Below are 16,323 nucleotides of genomic sequence, written 5' to 3'. Positions count from 1 at the left end.
GCATGGGGGCCGGCCCCTCGCTAAAATGTCGAACCAGGCTTTGTCCGATTCCGGCCGGCTATCTTCTATTATTGGACATAGTTAGGGTCGATCATGCCGTTTCTTGACCTGGGTTTCCGTCGATCCACGACGTTTCAGGCATAGTTTTAAATACGGCTTTGACACAGTTTCTCAGACGCAGGTAGCAATCCGGATTCATGGCATTACTCACGTTAGGCATCAATCATCGCACCGCGCCGCTTGAGCTGCGCGAACGCGTTGCGTTCACCCCCGAACACCTGGGTGAAGCCTTTTCCGCGTTGAAGGTCGCGGCCGGTGTCAAGGAAGCCGCCATCCTGTCTACCTGCAACCGCACCGAACTCTATCTCGCCGCGGAAGATGAATGCTCTGAAACCGTGTTGCGCTGGTTGGCAGGCTTCCACGACCTGGACCTGGCGGAGATCACCGAGTCCTTCTATACCCACGTTAACGAAGATGCCGTGCGTCATATGATGCGGGTAGCGGCGGGGCTGGATTCCATGGTTTTGGGTGAGCCCCAGATTCTGGGTCAGCTCAAGGAAGCCTACGCCATTGCCCGTTCCCATGGCGCCAGCGGCTCCCTGCTTTCACGGTTGTTCGAACAGAGTTTCTCCGTCGCCAAGCGGGTCCGCACGGAAACCGCGATCGGTGAGAACCCGGTTTCCGTGGCCTATGCCGCGGTCAGTATGGCTCGCCACATCTTCGCCGACCTCCGCCGCAACAAGGCACTGCTGATTGGCGCCGGCCGCACCATCGAGTTGGTTGCCCGTCACCTCCGTGATGCGGGTGTGCCGGATATCATCGTTGCCAACCGGACTTTGGAGCGCGCGGAGTCGCTGGCACGGGATTACGGCGGCCATGGCATCCTGCTGTCCGATATTCCTGAAAACCTGGCGGGCGTGGATATCGTGATCGCATCCACCGCCAGCCAGTTGCCCGTGCTGGGCAAGGGGGCTGTCGAAAGGGCGCTGAAGAAACGTAAGCACCGCCCCTATTTCATGGTGGATATTGCCGTACCGCGGGATATCGAGCCGGAAGTTGCACAGTTGGACGACGTCTATCTCTATACCGTGGACGACCTGCGAACCGTTATCGAAGAAAACATTCGCTCTCGGGAGGGGGCTGCTCGCGAGGCCGAACGCCTTATCGAGTCAGGGGCAGAGGATTTCCTCTACCAACTACGTGCGTTGGACGCGGTGTCCACGCTCAAGCAATACCGCCATCATGCCGAGCAGCTGCGCGACCAGGAAGTGGAGCGCGCATTGAGGGCGCTGCGCAATGGCGGGGATCCTGAAACACTGTTGCGTAGCCTGGGGCGCGGCTTGACCAACAAGTTGTTGCACGAGCCATCGGTGCAGGTGCGCAAGGCGACAGCCGAAGGCCGCACCGAGGTGACCCATTGGCTGCGGGAACTCCATCAGTTGACACCGGCGGAGTCGTCGAAACCAGCACCGGTTAACGATCCGAAGCGAATGAACACTATCGATGCCGATCACGAAGCATCGGGCTCACGCTATCATGATCCTCAGTATCATGATTCCTAGCGTCATCAATTATCGTTACAACACCTGAATACGCTGCCTAATTTCGGCTTGCGGTCCCCAGGGCGGGACCGGAGCTGCTGACCTGGACACTGCATGAAACCTTCGATTCAGAACAAGCTCGATCGGCTTAACGACCGCTTCGATGAAGTCAACGCGCTACTCAGCGACCAGTCGGTGATCGCCGAACAGGAGCGCTTCCGCGCGTTGTCCAAGGAATTCTCCGAAATTGAGCCAATCGTCCAGTGCTATCGGTCGTACCTGAAGACGGGGGAGGACATCGCCGAAGCCGAGGAGTTGATGCGCGACGGCGATGCCGATATGCGGGCCATGGCTGAAGATGAGCTGTATGCGGCCAGGGACCGTCAGGCCGGCCTGGATGAAGAACTACAGCACCTGATGATGCCCAAAGACCCGGATGACGATAAGAATGCTTTCCTGGAAGTCCGGGCCGGCACCGGTGGTGACGAGGCGGCGCTGTTTGCCGGCGACCTGTTCCGCATGTACAGCCGTTTCGCGGAGGCGCGCGGCTGGAGGGTCGAAGTGATCAGTGAGAGTCCTGGTGAGCACGGTGGCTATAAGGAAATCATTTCCCGTGTGAGCGGGGACCACGTCTACGGTGCCCTGAAGTTCGAATCCGGTGCCCACCGGGTCCAGCGTGTACCCGAAACCGAATCCCAGGGGCGCATCCATACCTCGGCCTGTACCGTGGCCGTACTGCCGGAGGCGGACGAGTCCGAGGCCATCGAGATCAGCAAGGCCGATCTCCGGGTTGATACCTTTCGCGCGTCGGGTGCCGGTGGCCAGCACGTCAACAAAACCGATTCCGCAATCCGTCTGACCCACCTTCCGACGGGCATTGTGGTGGAGTGCCAGGACGAACGCTCTCAGCACAAGAACCGAGCCAAAGCCATGAGTCTGCTGATGGCCAAGCTACAAAGTGCCGAGACCGAGCGACAGCAGCAATCCGAGGCGGCCCAGCGCAAGAGTCTGGTCGGGAGTGGCGACCGCTCAGAGCGTATCCGCACCTATAATTTCCCCCAGGGACGGGTGACCGACCACCGTATCAACCTCACGCTCTATAAACTGGATGAAGTGATCGCCGGCGACCTGTCATCGGTGATCGGACCGTTGCAGCAGGAACGTCAGGCCGAGCTACTGGCCAGCCAGGCGGATGAATAAGGTCGAGCTCACAGTCGCTGAATTACTGGTTGATGCCGCCGGCCGGATTGGCGGCGACAGCCCGCGACTCGATGCCGAGCTTTTGCTTTCGGCGGTCCTCGATCGCAGCGCCACCTGGTTCAGGACCTGGCCCGAGCGTGTTGTTGCGACCGATGATATCGTCGCGTTCGAGCGTCTCGTCCAGCAGCGTGTGGCCGGCCATCCGATCGCCCATCTGCTGGGGCACCAGGGTTTCTGGAGCCTTTCCCTCAATGTCAGCCAACATACCCTGATTCCGCGACCGGATACTGAATGTCTGGTTGAAGCAGCGCTCGAGCTTCCGCTTCCGCAAGATGCCCGTGTGCTGGACCTGGGTACAGGCACTGGAGCAATCGCGCTTGCTTTGGCCAGCGAGCGGGGCGGCTGGACAATCATGGCCACCGACGCGGTGGACGACGCTGTGACCCTGGCGCGCGATAATGCGCGGCATCTGGGACTTCCGGTGAAAGTCGAAAAGAGTCACTGGTTTCGGGATTTGACCCCGGAACGCTTTGATCTCATCGTGAGTAATCCGCCTTATATTGCTGCAAATGACCGGCATTTGGGCGAGGGTGACGTTCGTTTCGAACCGTCGTCGGCCCTGGTCTCCGGCGCCGATGGGCTGGATGCGATTCGGGAGATTACGACCCAGGCGCCTGACTGGCTCGTCCCGGGCGCGTGGCTGATGCTCGAGCATGGCTTCGACCAGGGTAAGGCCGTTCGTGCTCTGTTCGACAAGTCCGGATTCGATACCGTGGAAACGCGCCGGGACTATGGCGGCAATGACCGGTTCACGGTGGGTCGATGGCAAGCGGATAGTGATCCGGCAACAACAGAACGGGCGGGGGAGAAATGATGCTGAATGACGACGAACTGATGCGCTACAGCCGCCAGTTGCTCCTGCCGCAACTCGACGTGCAGGGCCAGCTCCGGCTCAAGGGAAGCCAGGTGCTTATCGTGGGCGCTGGTGGCCTGGGGTGCCCGGTGGCGCTCTATCTGGGCGGCGCCGGTGTCGGAAAGTTGGTCATCGCAGATGACGATACCGTTGAGCTGCCGAATCTCCAGCGTCAGGTGGCCTTTCGTCACACCGATCTCGGCCGGGCCAAGGCGGAGTGTCTGGCTGAGCAGGTTCGCGCTACCAACCCAGAGATCGAAGTTGATGCCCTGACCTGCCGGCTGGCCGGTGAGGCCATGATCGAGCAGGTGCGCGGCGCCGACGTGGTGGTTGACTGCACCGATAACTTCACCACCCGGTTCGCCATCAATCGTGCCTGCGTTGGTGCCGGTGTTCCGCTCGTCTCCGGCGCAGCTATCCGCGGCGAGGGGCAGGTCAGCGTGTTCGATAGCCGTCAATCGGATACGCCTTGCTATCAGTGCCTCTATCCCGAAACCGGCGATGAAGCCCTCAGTTGCTCCGAAGCAGGCGTTATCGGACCGTTAGTCGGCCTGATTGGTGCCTGTCAGGCCATGGAAACCATCAAGGTGATGACCGGTGTCGGCGAGCCCCTGACCGGGCGCTTGTTGCTGCTGGATGCCTGGCGCATGGACTGGCGCGAGATGAAACTGGCTCGCGATCCGGCATGTCCGATATGTAGTGGTTAGTCGGCGCCTCAAAAGCGGAAGCCTCCGCCACATATTCAGGTCGACTGGAGTGTGTAGCCGACGCTTTAGAGGGTGTTGCAAAACGTAGCGAGCGAAGGCCAGGCAAGGCGGAAATTCGCGAAAAAACGCAGTTTACTGGTAGTAAATGAGCAATTTGAGCGGATTTCCAACGCCGCATGGCCGAGCGCAGTAGTTTTGCAACACTCTCTTTAGCTTCGGAGCAGCCTGTAAGGCTGGCTCGCGCAAGAACCCCCAACGTTGTTGACTAGGCTTCTATTTCCCAATAACACGTTTTTCCCGGTAACGCGCTGCCGTTATTTTTTCAGGGCCTGAAACCGGGCGATGGCATCCTTACGACTTTCCTTGAGGTCGACGATGGGGCGAACGTAACCCTTAGGCACGGTGCCGCCGGCGGATGGATTGTGGATACGTTTATTGTCCAGGTCCCGCAGTTCGGGCAGGTAGCGGCGAATGAAGTCCCCGCGTGGGTCGAAGCGCTCACTCTGCGTCATCGGGTTAAATACCCGGAAGTAGGGCGCTGCATCGGTGCCGGTGGATGCGCTCCACTGCCAGCCGCCGTTGTTGGAGGCGAGGAAGCCATCCACCAGGTTCTGCATGAAGTAGGCTTCACCCAGCCGCCAGTCGAGGAACAGGTTCTTCGACAGGAACATCGCGGTCACCATCCGCAGTCGATTGTGCATCCAGCCGGTCTCGTTGAGCTGGCGCATGGCAGCATCCACCAGTGGCACCCCGGTACGTCCTTCCTTCCAGGCCTCCAATACATTCTCAGGGTCGTTCCAGGTGAGCTCCTCCGTCTCCGGTTTGAAGGCCCGGTGCATGCTGACTCGCGGATAGTGATAGAGGATGTTGACGTAGAAATCACGCCAGCAGATTTCGTTGAGCCAGGTGCGGATGCCCTTGGAGCTGGGTTGGGACTTTAGCGCTTCCCGCCCAGCTTGCACGCATTGGCGGCCGGACAGGATGCCACTGGCCAGATACGGCGAGAGCAGGCTCGTCCCATTGAGCGACGGGAAATCGCGCTCGTCCTTGTAGTGGTTCGCGCGCTCATCGAGAAATTCCTGTAGCGCATCATGTGCGGCATCTTCACCGCTCTTGACCAATGGGGGCGGCGCCTTGCGGAAGTTCGAAGGCGTTTGGGGGCGTTCTGGCGCCTTGATTTTTGGACCCTGGGGTTTGGGGATTGCCAGGCTCTGGGGATTGGCTTTCTCGACCCAGTCCCACCAACTGCGTGAAAACGGTGTGAACACCGAATAGGGCTGGTCCTGCTGGGTGAGGATTGTGCCGACGGGCGCGACGGTCTGGTCCCGGTATTTGTGCAGTGCGATGTCCAGCTTCTGCAGACGCTGGTGCGCCGTCTTGTCCCGGCGTCTTTCGTTGACCGCATACTCCTCGTTGATATGGACCGTAGTGACGCTGCGTTCCTTTGTCAGCTTTTCCAGAGCGTCCAGGCTTTCGCTGAAGCGCTTCGCCTGCAGGATATGCAGGGGAATGCCGAGTCCCGCAAGCTGTCGCCCGAGGTCTTCAACGTGGTCGAGGATGAGGTTGACCCGTGCGGGCGACCAGTCATGCTCCTGCCATTGGTCCGGCGTCAGGATGAAACACGCTTCGACCTTATCATCCTCATTGCAGGCGGCCACCAGGGCCGGGTTGTCGGCGACGCGGAGGTCGTTGCGGAACCAGACCAGTTGCGGCATGAGTCGTCCTTGTAGCGTTGAAGGGTTAACTTGTCGTTTATTCGCGGCAAGTGGTCCTTTGGATTATAGTTAAATGAAATTATTAGTTTTTATCGTGCGCGTTATGCGGATTAGTGCTTACTTGAGTCCTTCTGGAATCCAGTCTACATAGTGCGCCTTGTCGTATCGTTGGCGGTCAGTCGCCGCCAGTCTCTTTTTTCCATTCAAAACAGGCGATAACAGGGAGTCATGGAGCAAGTCCAGGACGATTACGGCCGTTGGTATCATCCTTATCACCTCGAATCCGGCCAAACGCAAAAACATGAGCTGAGCGAGACCCGCTTCTGGGTCACGTTGCTGGATAACGAATGGCAGGTCCGTTGGGAGCGCGATTCCGGGGAGACGGACTGGACCGAATGGCGCCAGTCGATCAGCCACGTTCTGCCGGTGGGGGAGGTCAAGACCCACCGGTTCGTGCGTCCCGATGACGGCAACCAAATCATCTTCATGCCGGCCCTGGCTGACCGGCCCACCATGATCCGCCCTTACCAGCCACTGACGATTCCGGCGGGGCGAGAATGTACGATCTATGTGGCGACGCTGGTGTGGCTACGCATCCTGGTGGGCAGGACCCAGACCCAGTTGCTGGAAATGCCGCTGGCGGAGCCGTCACTGACCTGGGTCGGGCGCTCCACCATGGATGGTGACTTGTGCTATACCGCGCCCACATTCGCGCGACTGGTGCTGGACGCCGTACCCAAGCGTCCATGGCGCGTTATCACACCCGTGAATATCCGCAACCGCCGACCGGAGCCGTTACTGTTGGAGCGCTTTAGTTTGCCGACACCGTTGTTGCCACTGTATCGGAATGACCGTCGTCAACTCTGGACGCCCAAGGTCACCGTGATTTGCGAAACGGACATCGCCGAAGCGCGCCTGAAGGTATCAAGCAAGATGCCTGTCGAGGCGGGCGAGTGTGAGATGCTGGCCGCCCCGCGAACCCGTAGCGAACGGGGGGTATTGATCAAGACCCTGGACCGCATTTTCGGTTAGAACCCTGACAGGAGTAGCTTAGCGTGGAGATCTGGCAGTCGCTGGTTGGCGAACTGACATCGATAAACTGGGGCGCCTGGATTCGCGTTGCGGTGCTGCTGGTGGTCGGCTTCGTGCTGGCAACCCTGGCGGCCCGCAGTACCACCGGCTTCCTGCGCAGCCGCTCGTCGCGCCATGTGACGGCGATGTTCCGGCGCGTGGTGTTCTATGCGGTGTTCGTGATCTTTATCGTCGCCGCCTTGCGGGAAGCTGGATTTGCGCCGGATGTGTTGCTCGGGGCTGCGGGTATCCTTACGGTCGCCATTGGTTTCGCGTCCCAGACTTCAGCCTCCAATATGATCAGCGGACTCTTCCTGTTGGTGGAGAAGCCGTTCGAGATCGGCAACTTCATCGAAGTGGAAGGCACGATCGGTGAGGTCATCGGCATCGACATGCTGAGCGTAAAGCTGCGTACGGCCGATAACCTCTACGTGCGCATTCCCAACGAGACCATCATCAAGACCCGCGTGATCAATCGTTCGCGTTTTCCCATTCGTCGCCTGGACCTGACCATCGGCATCGCCTATAGGGAAAACGTGCGTCGCGTGGAGGGACTGCTGCTGGAGCTCGCCCGAAGCAACAGTCATTGCCTGGAGGAGCCCAGACCCTTTGTACAGATGACGGCCTTTGGCCCGTCGTCCGTGGACCTGCAGTTTTCCTATTGGGTTCCAGCCGATAAGGTATTGGAAGGCCGTAGCGAAATGATGGAAGACATCAAGGCGACATTTGATCGGGAGAACATCGAGATCCCGTTCCCGCATACCAGCGTCTATGCCGGTAGCCAGTCGGCACCGTTCCAGATAGAGCTGGTTAGTGGGAAGGGAGCCAAACAGGACGTGACCCATGACGAAAAATGACACCGCGGCTTCGGCCAGCAAGAACCTGGTTGCCCTGGGGTGGCGTGAATGGCTGGGATTGCCGGAACTGGGTATCGAACGGATCAAGGCGAAGATCGATACCGGTGCCCGTACTTCCTGCCTTCACACCTTCAGGATGGAGCCGTATACCCAGGACAACGAACGTCGGGTGCGCTTTTGGGTGCACCCCTACCAGAACGATCTCCATACGGTGGTGGAATGTGATGCTTCTGTTCTCGACGAGCGGGTGGTGTCGGATTCCGGTGGTCACCGGGAGCAGCGATTGGTGATTGTCACGCCGGTAGTGGTGGGCGATACCAGCTGGGACATCGAGATGACACTGACCAATCGCGATTCCATGCGATTTCGCATGCTGCTGGGTCGCACGGCGATGGCCGGCCGCGCCTTGGTACAGCCCCAACATTCTTATCTGGCCGGAGAGCCGGCCATCGGGAGCAATCAATGAAAATTGCCGTACTTTCGCGCAATAAGTCGCTCTACTCCACCCGACGACTGGTCGAGGAAGGCCTTAACCGGGGGCATGAGGTGCGGGTGGTCGACTGCCTCCATTGCTATATGAATATCACCTCGGCCAACCCGGAAATCCATTACCGCCGGGAAATCCTGGATGATTTTGATGTGGTGATCCCGCGTATTGGTGCGTCAGTCACCTTCTACGGCACTGCGGTGCTGCGCCAGTTCGAGATGATGGGCGTGTTCCCGGTCAATGAATCGGTGGCCATCAGCCGTTCCCGGGATAAGCTCCGGTCGCTGCAGCTCCTGGCGCGCAAGGGTGTGGGTATGCCGGTCACCGGTTTCGCCAACAAACCGGACGACGTGCCCGAGCTGATCCGCATGGTGGGCGGATCGCCCGTGGTGATCAAACTGTTGCAGGGCACTCAGGGTATCGGGGTGGTATTGGCGGAAACCCGCAAGGCAGCTGAAAGTGTGATCGAGGCCTTCATGGGTCTGAAAGCGGACATCCTCGTGCAGGAATTCATCAAGGAAGCCGGTGGTGCTGACATTCGCTGTTTCGTGATCGGTGAAAAGGTGATCGCGGCCATGAAGCGCCAGGCCGGGGAAGGGGAGTTCCGCTCCAACCTGCATCGTGGCGGTACAGCCTCGTTGGTGCGCATTTCGCCGGAAGAGCGCCGCACTGCAATCGCTGCTGCAAAAGCGATGGGTTTGAACGTAGCCGGGGTGGATTTGCTACGCTCCAGTCGTGGGCCGTTGGTGATGGAGGTGAACTCCTCGCCGGGGCTTGAGGGCATTGAAACAGCGACCGGCAAAAACATCGCGGGTATGATCATCGATTGGACGGAAAAGAACCAGAAGCCCTGGAAAACCCGTACCAAAGGGAGAGGTTGATATGGCACGGGCGCCTTTTAAGATCGCCGGTGAAGAAATTCCGGCGGGCACGCGGAAGACGGTTGAAGTTCCCGTGGCTAAGCTCTATACCCATACGCCGTTGCATATCCCCGTGGAAGTGGTGCATGGGCGTCGCGAGGGGCCGGTGCTACTGGTATGCGCGGCGATTCACGGTGACGAGATCAACGGCGTGGAGATCATCCGGCGCGTGCTGCGCTACGGGGCATTGCGCCACCTGCGCGGTACCCTGATTGCGGTGCCGATCGTCAACGTCTTCGGTTTTGTCCAGCGCACCCGCTATCTTCCTGATCGGCGTGACCTCAACCGCTGCTTCCCCGGTTCCGAGAGCGGTACCCTGGGTGGACGGATTGCCTATCTGTTCCGCACCCAGATCATGGAGAATGTCACCCATATCATCGACCTGCACACCGGGGCTATCCATCGCTTCAACCTGCCGCAGATCCGCGCCGAGCTGAAGAATCCTGAAACGATTCGCATCGCCGAAGCCTTCGGCGCACCGATCATCCTCAACGCCAGCCTCCGAGAGGGGACCCTGCGGGAATATGCCGACTCGCTGGACATCCCGGTCATCACCTACGAGGGCGGCGAGGCGCTACGGTTCGACGATGTCATCATCTCCAGCGGTGTACGAGGCATTATCCGGGTCATGCGTGCGCTCGAGATGCTGCCGCCCAAGGCATCGCGTATCAAAGTTACGAAGCGGTCTGAAGTCGCGGCGACCTCAACCTGGGTACGGGCGGATATTGATGGCATCATGCGTCCCATCGTCCGGCTTGGGCAGCGCGTGCGCAAAGGGCAGAAGCTGGCGGTAATTGCAGATCCATTCGGCGAGACCGAAACGGCGCTCACGGCCTCGGTGTCCGGCATCGTCATCGGCATGAACAATCTGCCGCTGGTGAATGAAGGCGAGGCGATCTACCACATTGCCCGGTTCGATGAGATTGCCGAGGCAGAGAAGGCGATGGATTACTTCCGCTCCAAGCTGGACCCGGAAGTGACCGAGGCGGTGTTGCCGGTCCATCCTTGGGATGATCAGCAAAAGTAAACTGCGGCACATGGTTTGTCTTTATGTAGCTGATGGGATGGTCCCCTCCCACTCCTCGGCATCGATGTGCCATGGTTGATTGTGCAAACAAGTCAACTGCGAGCTTATAAGGAGGGGACCCATGACAGTGTCAGTAATCGGACTCGATATTGCAAAGAACACGTTCCAGGTCCATGGCGTGGATGAGCAGGGGCAGCGCGTAGTGAACCGGTCCTTGAAGCGCCATCAGTTGCGGCAGTGGTTCGCGACCCTGGATCGCGCGGAGGATTGTGTGGTCGGCATGGAAGCCTGTGGCACGTGCCATTACTGGGCGCGCGAGCTGGAGAAACTGGGTTACCGGCCACGGATCATGAAGGCGGCTTTCGTTAAGCCCTTCCGTCGGGGGCAGAAGAACGATGCCCGGGATGCCGAGGCGATCTGCGAAGCGGTGCAGCGGCCCTCGATGCGCTTTGTGCCGCTGAAGACGGTCGAGCAACAGGCCATGTTGGGACTGCTACAGGTCCGCGAGCGTCTGATCCGGGAACGCACCCGCCTGATCAACCAGACGCGGGCGCTGTTACTGGAACAAGGCATCAGTATTGGCTTGGGCCGCAAACGTTTCCGCGAGACGCTGCCTGACATTCTTGAGGATGGTGAGAACGACTTACCAATGCTGCTGCGGGACACGGTGGCGGACATCTATGATGACTACCGGGTTCTGGAAGGCCGTATCGAACGTCTGACGCGGCGTATTGAGGCCGTTGCCCGACAGGATAAGGTTTGCCAGCGGCTGCAAGCCCTCGAAGGTGTGGGGGCCCTGACGGCCACCTTGCTACGGGCGCTCATCGGCGATGCCAAGCCCTTCCGTTGCGGTCGCGACTTCGCCGCGTATCTGGGGCTAACGCCACGCCAGCATTCCAGCGGCGACAAGGAGCGCTTATTAAGTATCACCAAGGCAGGTAACGGTCTGCTCAGGCGCTTTCTGGTTCACGGGGCACGAGCGGCCTTACAGCGTGTAGGGGACAAGCAGGATGCCCGCTCCGCCTGGCTGCAAGGCCTGTTGCGGCGCCGGCCCCACAATGTGGTGGTTGTGGCCCTGGCCGCCAAGAACGCGCGCATAGCCTTGGCTATGGTCAAGGGCGACAGCGCTTATACGCCGGCCTGAGACGATCGGCGGGGCAACAATAGAACAGACTACGAGACACCTGCCTTAGGCAGAGACTCGTCCCGAGGTTTGCGATCTCCCTGAGATCATGGTGAGCGGCCAAGCCGACATCCTCTGAAAACTGTTGAAGCGTCTGGATTATTAGATCCGCGTAGCTGATAAGGAGTTGAGGATGAGCGGAACCCATGAGGGCCCGGAAGGGCCCCTCTAACACCGGCAACACCGGCAGTCCTGCGGACTGCTCCGAAGCTGAAGAGGGTGTTGCAAAACGTAGCGAGCGAAGGCCAGGCAAGGCGGAAATCGGCGAAAAAGCGCAGTTTACAGATAGTAAATGAGCGTTTTGAGTCGATTTCCAACGCCGCATGGTCGAGCGCAGTAGTTTTGCAACACCCTCTGAAGCGTCGGCTACATGTGTTGGAGGTGCTTCGTCCTTCGTCTCACCCTAAGCCGACTTGCGTTTCCCCCTGTTTTGCCTTCGGTACCAATAAAAAGCCGGCTCTACGAGCCGGCTTTTCTGTGCCTTTCCTATCTAAAGATTCGCCTCCGCAAACTCTGCCAAGGCCGACCTCGGCACTCCCTGAAGGTGGATGTGCCCCCCGTGCCGGAAGTTCTTGAAACGCTCCGTCATGTAGGTCAGACCCGAACTCAATCCACTTAGGTAAGGCGTATCGATCTGCGCGAGGTTACCCAGGCAGATGACCTTGGAGCCATTGCCGGCCCGGGTGATGATCGTCTTGATCTGGTGCGGGGTCAGGTTCTGGGACTCGTCGATAATGATCAGGCTATGCTGGAAGCTGCGTCCGCGGATGTAGTTCAGGGATTTGAAGTGTAGCGGCACCTTGGACAGGATGTAGTCCACGCTGGCAGTCATGTTTTCGTCGTCTTCGTGGAGGGCTTCCAGGTTGTCGACGATTGCCCCTAGCCAGGGTTCCATCTTCTCCGCCTCGGTGCCGGGTAGGAAGCCGATATCCTCGTCCAGGCCCTGGGTGCTGCGGGTGGCAATGATGCGCTTGTAGGTCTTGCTTGCCACGGTCAGCTCAATACAGGCGGCAAGTGCCAGGATGGTCTTGCCTGAGCCGGCGGAGCCCGTGAGGTTCACCAGGTGGACGTCCGGGTCCATCAGCAGATTGAGGGCGATGGCCTGGTAGATGTCCCTGGGAGTGAGGCCCCAGACTTCCCTGTTCAACAGATCCTGCTGGTGGAGATCCTGCAGCACTAGCTGCTCTTCCTCGATATCTACCACCTTGCCGACAAAGCCCTGCTCGTCGATGACGAACTCGTTGATGTTGAGTTTCGCCAGTTCGCCCTCGCGCTTGAGGATATGTTCGGTCACGCCTTCGCGCTGGATGGTTTCCACCTTGGCGATGTTGTCCCAGAAGGAATTGCTGAATTCCCGGTAGCCCTTGGGGAGCAGGTCGATGTCGTCCAGCAACTGATCGTTGTGGTAATCCTGGGCCTCCACGCCGAACCCGCGCGCCTTGAGGCGCATGTTGATGTCCTTGCTCACCAGGATGATGTCTCGATCCGTATGACGAGCCTGTAGGGCTGCCAGGGTATTGATGATCTTATTGTCGTTCAGATGCTCCGGAAGGGAATGACTACCCGTGTGCTCTGCGCTCATCAGGATCGACAGGGTCCCGAGCGGCTCCGCCTTACGCGCCCGTACGATGGGAACACCGCGCTCGATATTCTTCGGACTGGCGTCACCCAACAGTTTGTCGATGTTGCGAATCGCCTGACGGCAGTCCGCCGCGACTGCTTGCTTGCCGGACTTCAGGCTGTCCAGCTCTTCCAGGACAGTCATGGGGATGATGACATCGTGTTCTTCGAAGTTGAGCAGGGCGTTGGGGTCATGGATCAGGACGTTGGTGTCGAGGACGTACATCTTTTTCCGCTCTTGCGGTTCTGAGGGCATAGGGCTCGATACCTCGCAATGGACGTTGTGATCGGTCTCCTTCGGCGGGCCAGGGCGTGTAGCCGTATCAGTCATGGTAGGCAGCGGCGGGCCAGGTCGTCGTTGGAGATCAGTTTCAGCATGTCGTAGGTGGTGATGATGCCAGTCACTTCTCCTTCGTGGGTAACAAAAATCCGGTGCAGGTGTTCCTCCATCATGAGATCGGCAATCTCCCGGACCGGCGTGTCCTCGGTCACGGATACAACGATCGGCGTCATGATGTCGCGGACTTCCACCGGCAGCTTGCTCATTTCCTCGAAGATGAACATGCGCAGACGGCGGGCTTCCTGCTGTTCCTCGGGGGTTAATTGCTGTTCGGCATCGGAAGGCCGCGAGGAGGACCAGCGGAATTCGGCAACATCCTTGAGGGTGGCGATACCGATGATGCGGCCCTCAGCGTCGCTCACAGGGCTGCCGGTGATCTCGTGATCGGTGAGGAACCGGGTGAACTGGTCCATCGTCCAGGACTGGGGTACGGCCTTAACACTGGGTGTCATGATCTCGCGCGCGAGAACCGTCATTCTAGCTTTCCTGCTCTGACGCCAGGTTTATCGTGTACCGACAGGTGCTACATCTGGACACTTTCGTCACCTACGCTCTGCGCCTGCATTCCCATCAGTTGTTGGGAATTCTTACATCAGAGCTTATACGCTCTTTTATTCGACGTCACCCTCCGATTTTACGACATCGACCAGCTCGCCGGATGGACTGAAGACCAGCTTGTACCCTGCATAGCGAGGCTTCTGCGCGACGGATTCAAGCTTGCGCATGGATTCCAGTGGGATATCGACGATCAGCGAATTCACTAACCAGCTTGGAATCGAGCCGTTGGGTTCGGTGTGCTGAATCCAGGTCAGGCGGGTCTGGTCGGGACCGAGGGATTCGAAGCGGTAGAGGGTGTCGGACTTCTCGACCCGGACATAGTCATCGTTGTCCTTGCGGGCGTCGGGGATGGCGTTGAGGTCCATCACCACCACATGAGCGTCCTCGTTTCCCCGGGTGCGGATACGAATCACATAGTCGCGGTCCTGGACCGGCCAGGGCATGTCGTTAACCGAGTAGGCATAGCGGTCATTGAAATCGCCGTCGCCGAAAGCGCGGGAGATCGTGCAGTTGTGGACCCATTCCGTGCAGGATTCGGGATCGATCATGACCGCCATCAATTGCGGTAGGGATGCATCCAGATCGGCCACGGCCTTGAAGGCTTCGAAGTCGGAGCCGGGCAAACCGGTGGTATAGATGCGGATATCGTCGCTTTCCTTGCGCAGCTCCCAGTCCGCATCGTCACCAGGGAGGGCGCCGGCCAGGGTGAGGTCGAAGGGGAGCAGCAGAGTCGCCAGGGCCATGGAAAAACGTCTACGGTTCAACAGTCTCAAGGTGTCTTCCTTCTCTGTTTGCTTGGCTAACGCTACTGTTTACTCGACTGGCGCTTTATTGCGGAACGGTATTCCGTACAGGCCGACTGCGCTCGGCAGTCTAGCATGGGCCTCAAGGCTGGAAATGATACCTGCGCGGCAGTTTTGAGCATCGTTATGATCGAGGACGGATTGGCCTGATAGGCCTCTGTCAGATCGCTAGTCATGTTGTCGCGGAGTGCACGAATCGAGATCGAAGCAGCAAAGCCTTCGCCAACAGAACCGATCAGCTGGTTGAGAGCAATAAGGATTACGCCTTCATGGAACTCATTGATAGTAAAGGCCAACCCCACTACGGGGAGTTCGGTCAGCCTATAACCCATATCAACTATCGGGACTTTGACCTACGCTCCGTCATGGACCGGCCTCGCCCGAAGTGGCTCAGGCACTGGGCCTTCAACCAGTTCCAGTTCATCAGCGTACAGGGTCCGGATTGGTTGATGGGCCTGGCGGTGGTCGACCTGAAGCTGGTCAGCAACGCCTTTATCTATATCCATGATTTTGGAGCCGGCGAAACCCATGAGAAGAGCTGGCTCAACCCCTTGGCGACAAACACCCACATCGACCCTTTTCCTGAAAAGGGCAGGTGTCGTTTCAAACGTGGCGAAACGGAAATCCTGATCGAAGGCGAAGATGATCGGCGTCGGGTATCGGTCCTTGATGAAGACATCAGGCTCGACCTGCAGCTTAGCGGCGATAATCAGCCGCTACGCCTATGCAGCCGCGCGGGCTACGGTGGCTGGGTCTTTACGCGCAAGTCGGCCGGGTTAACGGTAAAGGGTGGGCTGCGTTGGGCGGGTGCAACCTACACGATAGACCGCTCTTTGTGCGGTACTGTGGACTGGAGCTGCGGTTTCATGCGTCGGGAAACCGCCTGGAACTGGGCTTGTATAGCGGGGGTTACCGGTGACGGGCAAACTGTAGGGCTGAACCTGGCAGCCGGCGTCAACGAAACGGGCGTAACGGAGAATACACTGTGGATCGACGGGGAACGGATCAAGCTGGATCTGGCGCGCTTTGACTTCGACCGCTACAACCCGGAGTCACCCTGGCAGGTCAAAACCTCCGACGGTCATGTGGACCTCGAGTTTCAACCGGAAGGGGGGCGGCGTGAGCGTATCAACATGCTGGTGCTGGCCTCTAACTTTCGTCAGTTCGCGGGCACTTTCAACGGCACGGTGAAAGACAGCGGTGGGAAGGTCATTCGAATTGAAAACATGCGTGGCTTGATGGAGGACCACTTTGCCCGCTGGTAAGGGCTTCAATGATGATCTGGAGAGTTCTCAGCAGGCGAGGGTATTCCTACTCATCGACAGCGTTCTCAGCCTTGGCAGCGTTTTGACTTACGGACAGCACACACTCGGCAGGCTCA

General features: G+C 58.9%; 15 protein-coding genes. 11 read left to right on the top strand and 4 right to left on the bottom strand.

Annotated features, from left to right (window positions below; translation table 11 throughout):
* Positions 1 to 197 precede the first annotated feature (197 nt).
* The 4 genes from hemA to RE428_RS17605 all read left to right on the top strand — a co-directional run bounded on the left by hemA (position 198) and on the right by RE428_RS17605 (position 4,361).
* Positions 198 to 1,562, top strand: coding sequence for a glutamyl-tRNA reductase (hemA, locus tag RE428_RS17620; RefSeq protein WP_004583255.1), 1,365 nt, complete (start codon positions 198 to 200; stop codon positions 1,560 to 1,562).
* 93 nt (positions 1,563 to 1,655) lie between these two features.
* The gene (gene prfA, locus RE428_RS17615) at positions 1,656 to 2,741 is read left to right on the top strand and encodes a peptide chain release factor 1 (protein ID WP_004583254.1); all 1,086 of its coding nucleotides are present in this window, start codon (positions 1,656 to 1,658) and stop codon (positions 2,739 to 2,741) included.
* A complete protein-coding gene (gene prmC, locus RE428_RS17610; protein WP_004583253.1) occupies positions 2,734 to 3,615 on the top strand; it encodes a peptide chain release factor N(5)-glutamine methyltransferase in 882 nt (293 codons plus the stop codon). The genes prfA and prmC overlap by 8 nt, the downstream gene beginning before the upstream one ends.
* Entirely contained in the window at positions 3,615 to 4,361 is a 747-nt protein-coding gene (locus tag RE428_RS17605) for a HesA/MoeB/ThiF family protein (RefSeq protein ID WP_004583252.1), read from the top strand. Before prmC ends, RE428_RS17605 begins: the two co-directional genes overlap by 1 nt.
* Before the next feature lie 314 nt (positions 4,362 to 4,675).
* Here the strand turns inward: RE428_RS17605 and phrB are convergent, their stop codons facing one another.
* The gene (gene phrB / locus RE428_RS17600; RefSeq protein WP_004583251.1) at positions 4,676 to 6,076 is read right to left on the bottom strand and encodes a deoxyribodipyrimidine photo-lyase; all 1,401 of its coding nucleotides are present in this window, start codon (positions 6,074 to 6,076) and stop codon (positions 4,676 to 4,678) included.
* A 228-nt stretch (positions 6,077 to 6,304) separates the two neighbouring features.
* On the opposite strand from phrB, the gene RE428_RS17595 reads away from it, so the two are divergent.
* From RE428_RS17595 to RE428_RS17570, 6 genes are all read left to right on the top strand, one after another.
* On the top strand, positions 6,305 to 7,108 hold the full coding sequence (locus RE428_RS17595) for a hypothetical protein (RefSeq protein WP_004583250.1): 804 nt from the start codon (positions 6,305 to 6,307) through the stop codon (positions 7,106 to 7,108).
* 23 nt (positions 7,109 to 7,131) lie between these two features.
* Complete coding sequence (locus tag RE428_RS17590) at positions 7,132 to 8,004, top strand: mechanosensitive ion channel family protein (protein WP_004583249.1); 873 nt, start codon at positions 7,132 to 7,134, stop codon at positions 8,002 to 8,004.
* Positions 7,991 to 8,470 (top strand): ATP-dependent zinc protease family protein, encoded by a 480-nt coding sequence (locus RE428_RS17585; RefSeq protein WP_004583248.1) that lies wholly within the window; start codon positions 7,991 to 7,993, stop codon positions 8,468 to 8,470. The genes RE428_RS17590 and RE428_RS17585 overlap by 14 nt, the downstream gene beginning before the upstream one ends.
* Positions 8,467 to 9,372: a 30S ribosomal protein S6--L-glutamate ligase gene (gene rimK, locus RE428_RS17580; RefSeq protein ID WP_004583247.1), complete on the top strand. Its 906-nt coding sequence runs from the start codon at positions 8,467 to 8,469 to the stop codon at positions 9,370 to 9,372. Before RE428_RS17585 ends, rimK begins: the two co-directional genes overlap by 4 nt.
* Before the next feature lies 1 nt (position 9,373).
* Positions 9,374 to 10,438, top strand: a complete 1,065-nt coding sequence (locus RE428_RS17575; protein ID WP_004583246.1) for a succinylglutamate desuccinylase/aspartoacylase family protein — start codon at positions 9,374 to 9,376, stop codon at positions 10,436 to 10,438.
* A 121-nt stretch (positions 10,439 to 10,559) separates the two neighbouring features.
* Positions 10,560 to 11,582, top strand: coding sequence for an IS110 family RNA-guided transposase (locus RE428_RS17570; RefSeq protein ID WP_004583245.1), 1,023 nt, complete (start codon positions 10,560 to 10,562; stop codon positions 11,580 to 11,582).
* A 529-nt stretch (positions 11,583 to 12,111) separates the two neighbouring features.
* Here RE428_RS17570 and RE428_RS17565 read toward each other — a convergent pair.
* From RE428_RS17565 to RE428_RS17555, 3 genes are all read right to left on the bottom strand, one after another.
* Positions 12,112 to 13,467 carry a PhoH family protein gene (locus RE428_RS17565; protein WP_004583244.1) on the bottom strand — a complete coding sequence of 452 codons (1,356 nt, stop codon included), beginning with the start codon at positions 13,465 to 13,467 and terminating at the stop codon, positions 12,112 to 12,114.
* A gap of 101 nt (positions 13,468 to 13,568) precedes the next feature.
* Positions 13,569 to 14,057 (bottom strand): CBS domain-containing protein, encoded by a 489-nt coding sequence (locus RE428_RS17560; protein WP_004583243.1) that lies wholly within the window; start codon positions 14,055 to 14,057, stop codon positions 13,569 to 13,571.
* A gap of 135 nt (positions 14,058 to 14,192) precedes the next feature.
* Positions 14,193 to 14,912, bottom strand: coding sequence for an START domain-containing protein (locus RE428_RS17555; RefSeq protein WP_227500308.1), 720 nt, complete (start codon positions 14,910 to 14,912; stop codon positions 14,193 to 14,195).
* 299 nt (positions 14,913 to 15,211) lie between these two features.
* Here RE428_RS17555 and RE428_RS17550 point away from each other — a divergent pair, with 299 nt between their 5' ends.
* Entirely contained in the window at positions 15,212 to 16,207 is a 996-nt protein-coding gene (locus RE428_RS17550; RefSeq protein ID WP_004583241.1) for a DUF2804 domain-containing protein, read from the top strand.
* The last annotated feature ends 116 nt before the right edge of the window (positions 16,208 to 16,323 follow it).

This window comes from Marinobacter nanhaiticus D15-8W, from assembly GCF_036511935.1.
Taxonomy (GTDB): Bacteria; Pseudomonadota; Gammaproteobacteria; order Pseudomonadales; family Oleiphilaceae; genus Marinobacter_A; species Marinobacter_A nanhaiticus.
The sequence above is the reverse complement of the archived record's forward strand: the minus strand, read 5'-3'. Positions and strand labels throughout refer to the sequence as shown.

What these genes read in the sequence shown, in the direction of transcription:
- RE428_RS17550 (WP_004583241.1), top strand. Translation starts at nt 15,212, where the DNA reads ATGGAACTCATTGATAGTAAAGGCCAACCCCACTACGGGGAGTTCGGT.
- RE428_RS17560 (WP_004583243.1), bottom strand. Translation starts at nt 14,057, where the DNA reads ATGACGGTTCTCGCGCGCGAGATCATGACACCCAGTGTTAAGGCCGTA.
- RE428_RS17565 (WP_004583244.1), bottom strand. Translation starts at nt 13,467, where the DNA reads ATGTACGTCCTCGACACCAACGTCCTGATCCATGACCCCAACGCCCTG.
- prfA (WP_004583254.1), top strand. Translation starts at nt 1,656, where the DNA reads ATGAAACCTTCGATTCAGAACAAGCTCGATCGGCTTAACGACCGCTTC.
- RE428_RS17570 (WP_004583245.1), top strand. Translation starts at nt 10,560, where the DNA reads ATGACAGTGTCAGTAATCGGACTCGATATTGCAAAGAACACGTTCCAG.
- RE428_RS17595 (WP_004583250.1), top strand. Translation starts at nt 6,305, where the DNA reads ATGGAGCAAGTCCAGGACGATTACGGCCGTTGGTATCATCCTTATCAC.
- RE428_RS17575 (WP_004583246.1), top strand. Translation starts at nt 9,374, where the DNA reads ATGGCACGGGCGCCTTTTAAGATCGCCGGTGAAGAAATTCCGGCGGGC.
- prmC (WP_004583253.1), top strand. Translation starts at nt 2,734, where the DNA reads ATGAATAAGGTCGAGCTCACAGTCGCTGAATTACTGGTTGATGCCGCC.
- rimK (WP_004583247.1), top strand. Translation starts at nt 8,467, where the DNA reads ATGAAAATTGCCGTACTTTCGCGCAATAAGTCGCTCTACTCCACCCGA.
- hemA (WP_004583255.1), top strand. Translation starts at nt 198, where the DNA reads ATGGCATTACTCACGTTAGGCATCAATCATCGCACCGCGCCGCTTGAG.
- RE428_RS17585 (WP_004583248.1), top strand. Translation starts at nt 7,991, where the DNA reads ATGACGAAAAATGACACCGCGGCTTCGGCCAGCAAGAACCTGGTTGCC.
- phrB (WP_004583251.1), bottom strand. Translation starts at nt 6,076, where the DNA reads ATGCCGCAACTGGTCTGGTTCCGCAACGACCTCCGCGTCGCCGACAAC.
- RE428_RS17605 (WP_004583252.1), top strand. Translation starts at nt 3,615, where the DNA reads ATGCTGAATGACGACGAACTGATGCGCTACAGCCGCCAGTTGCTCCTG.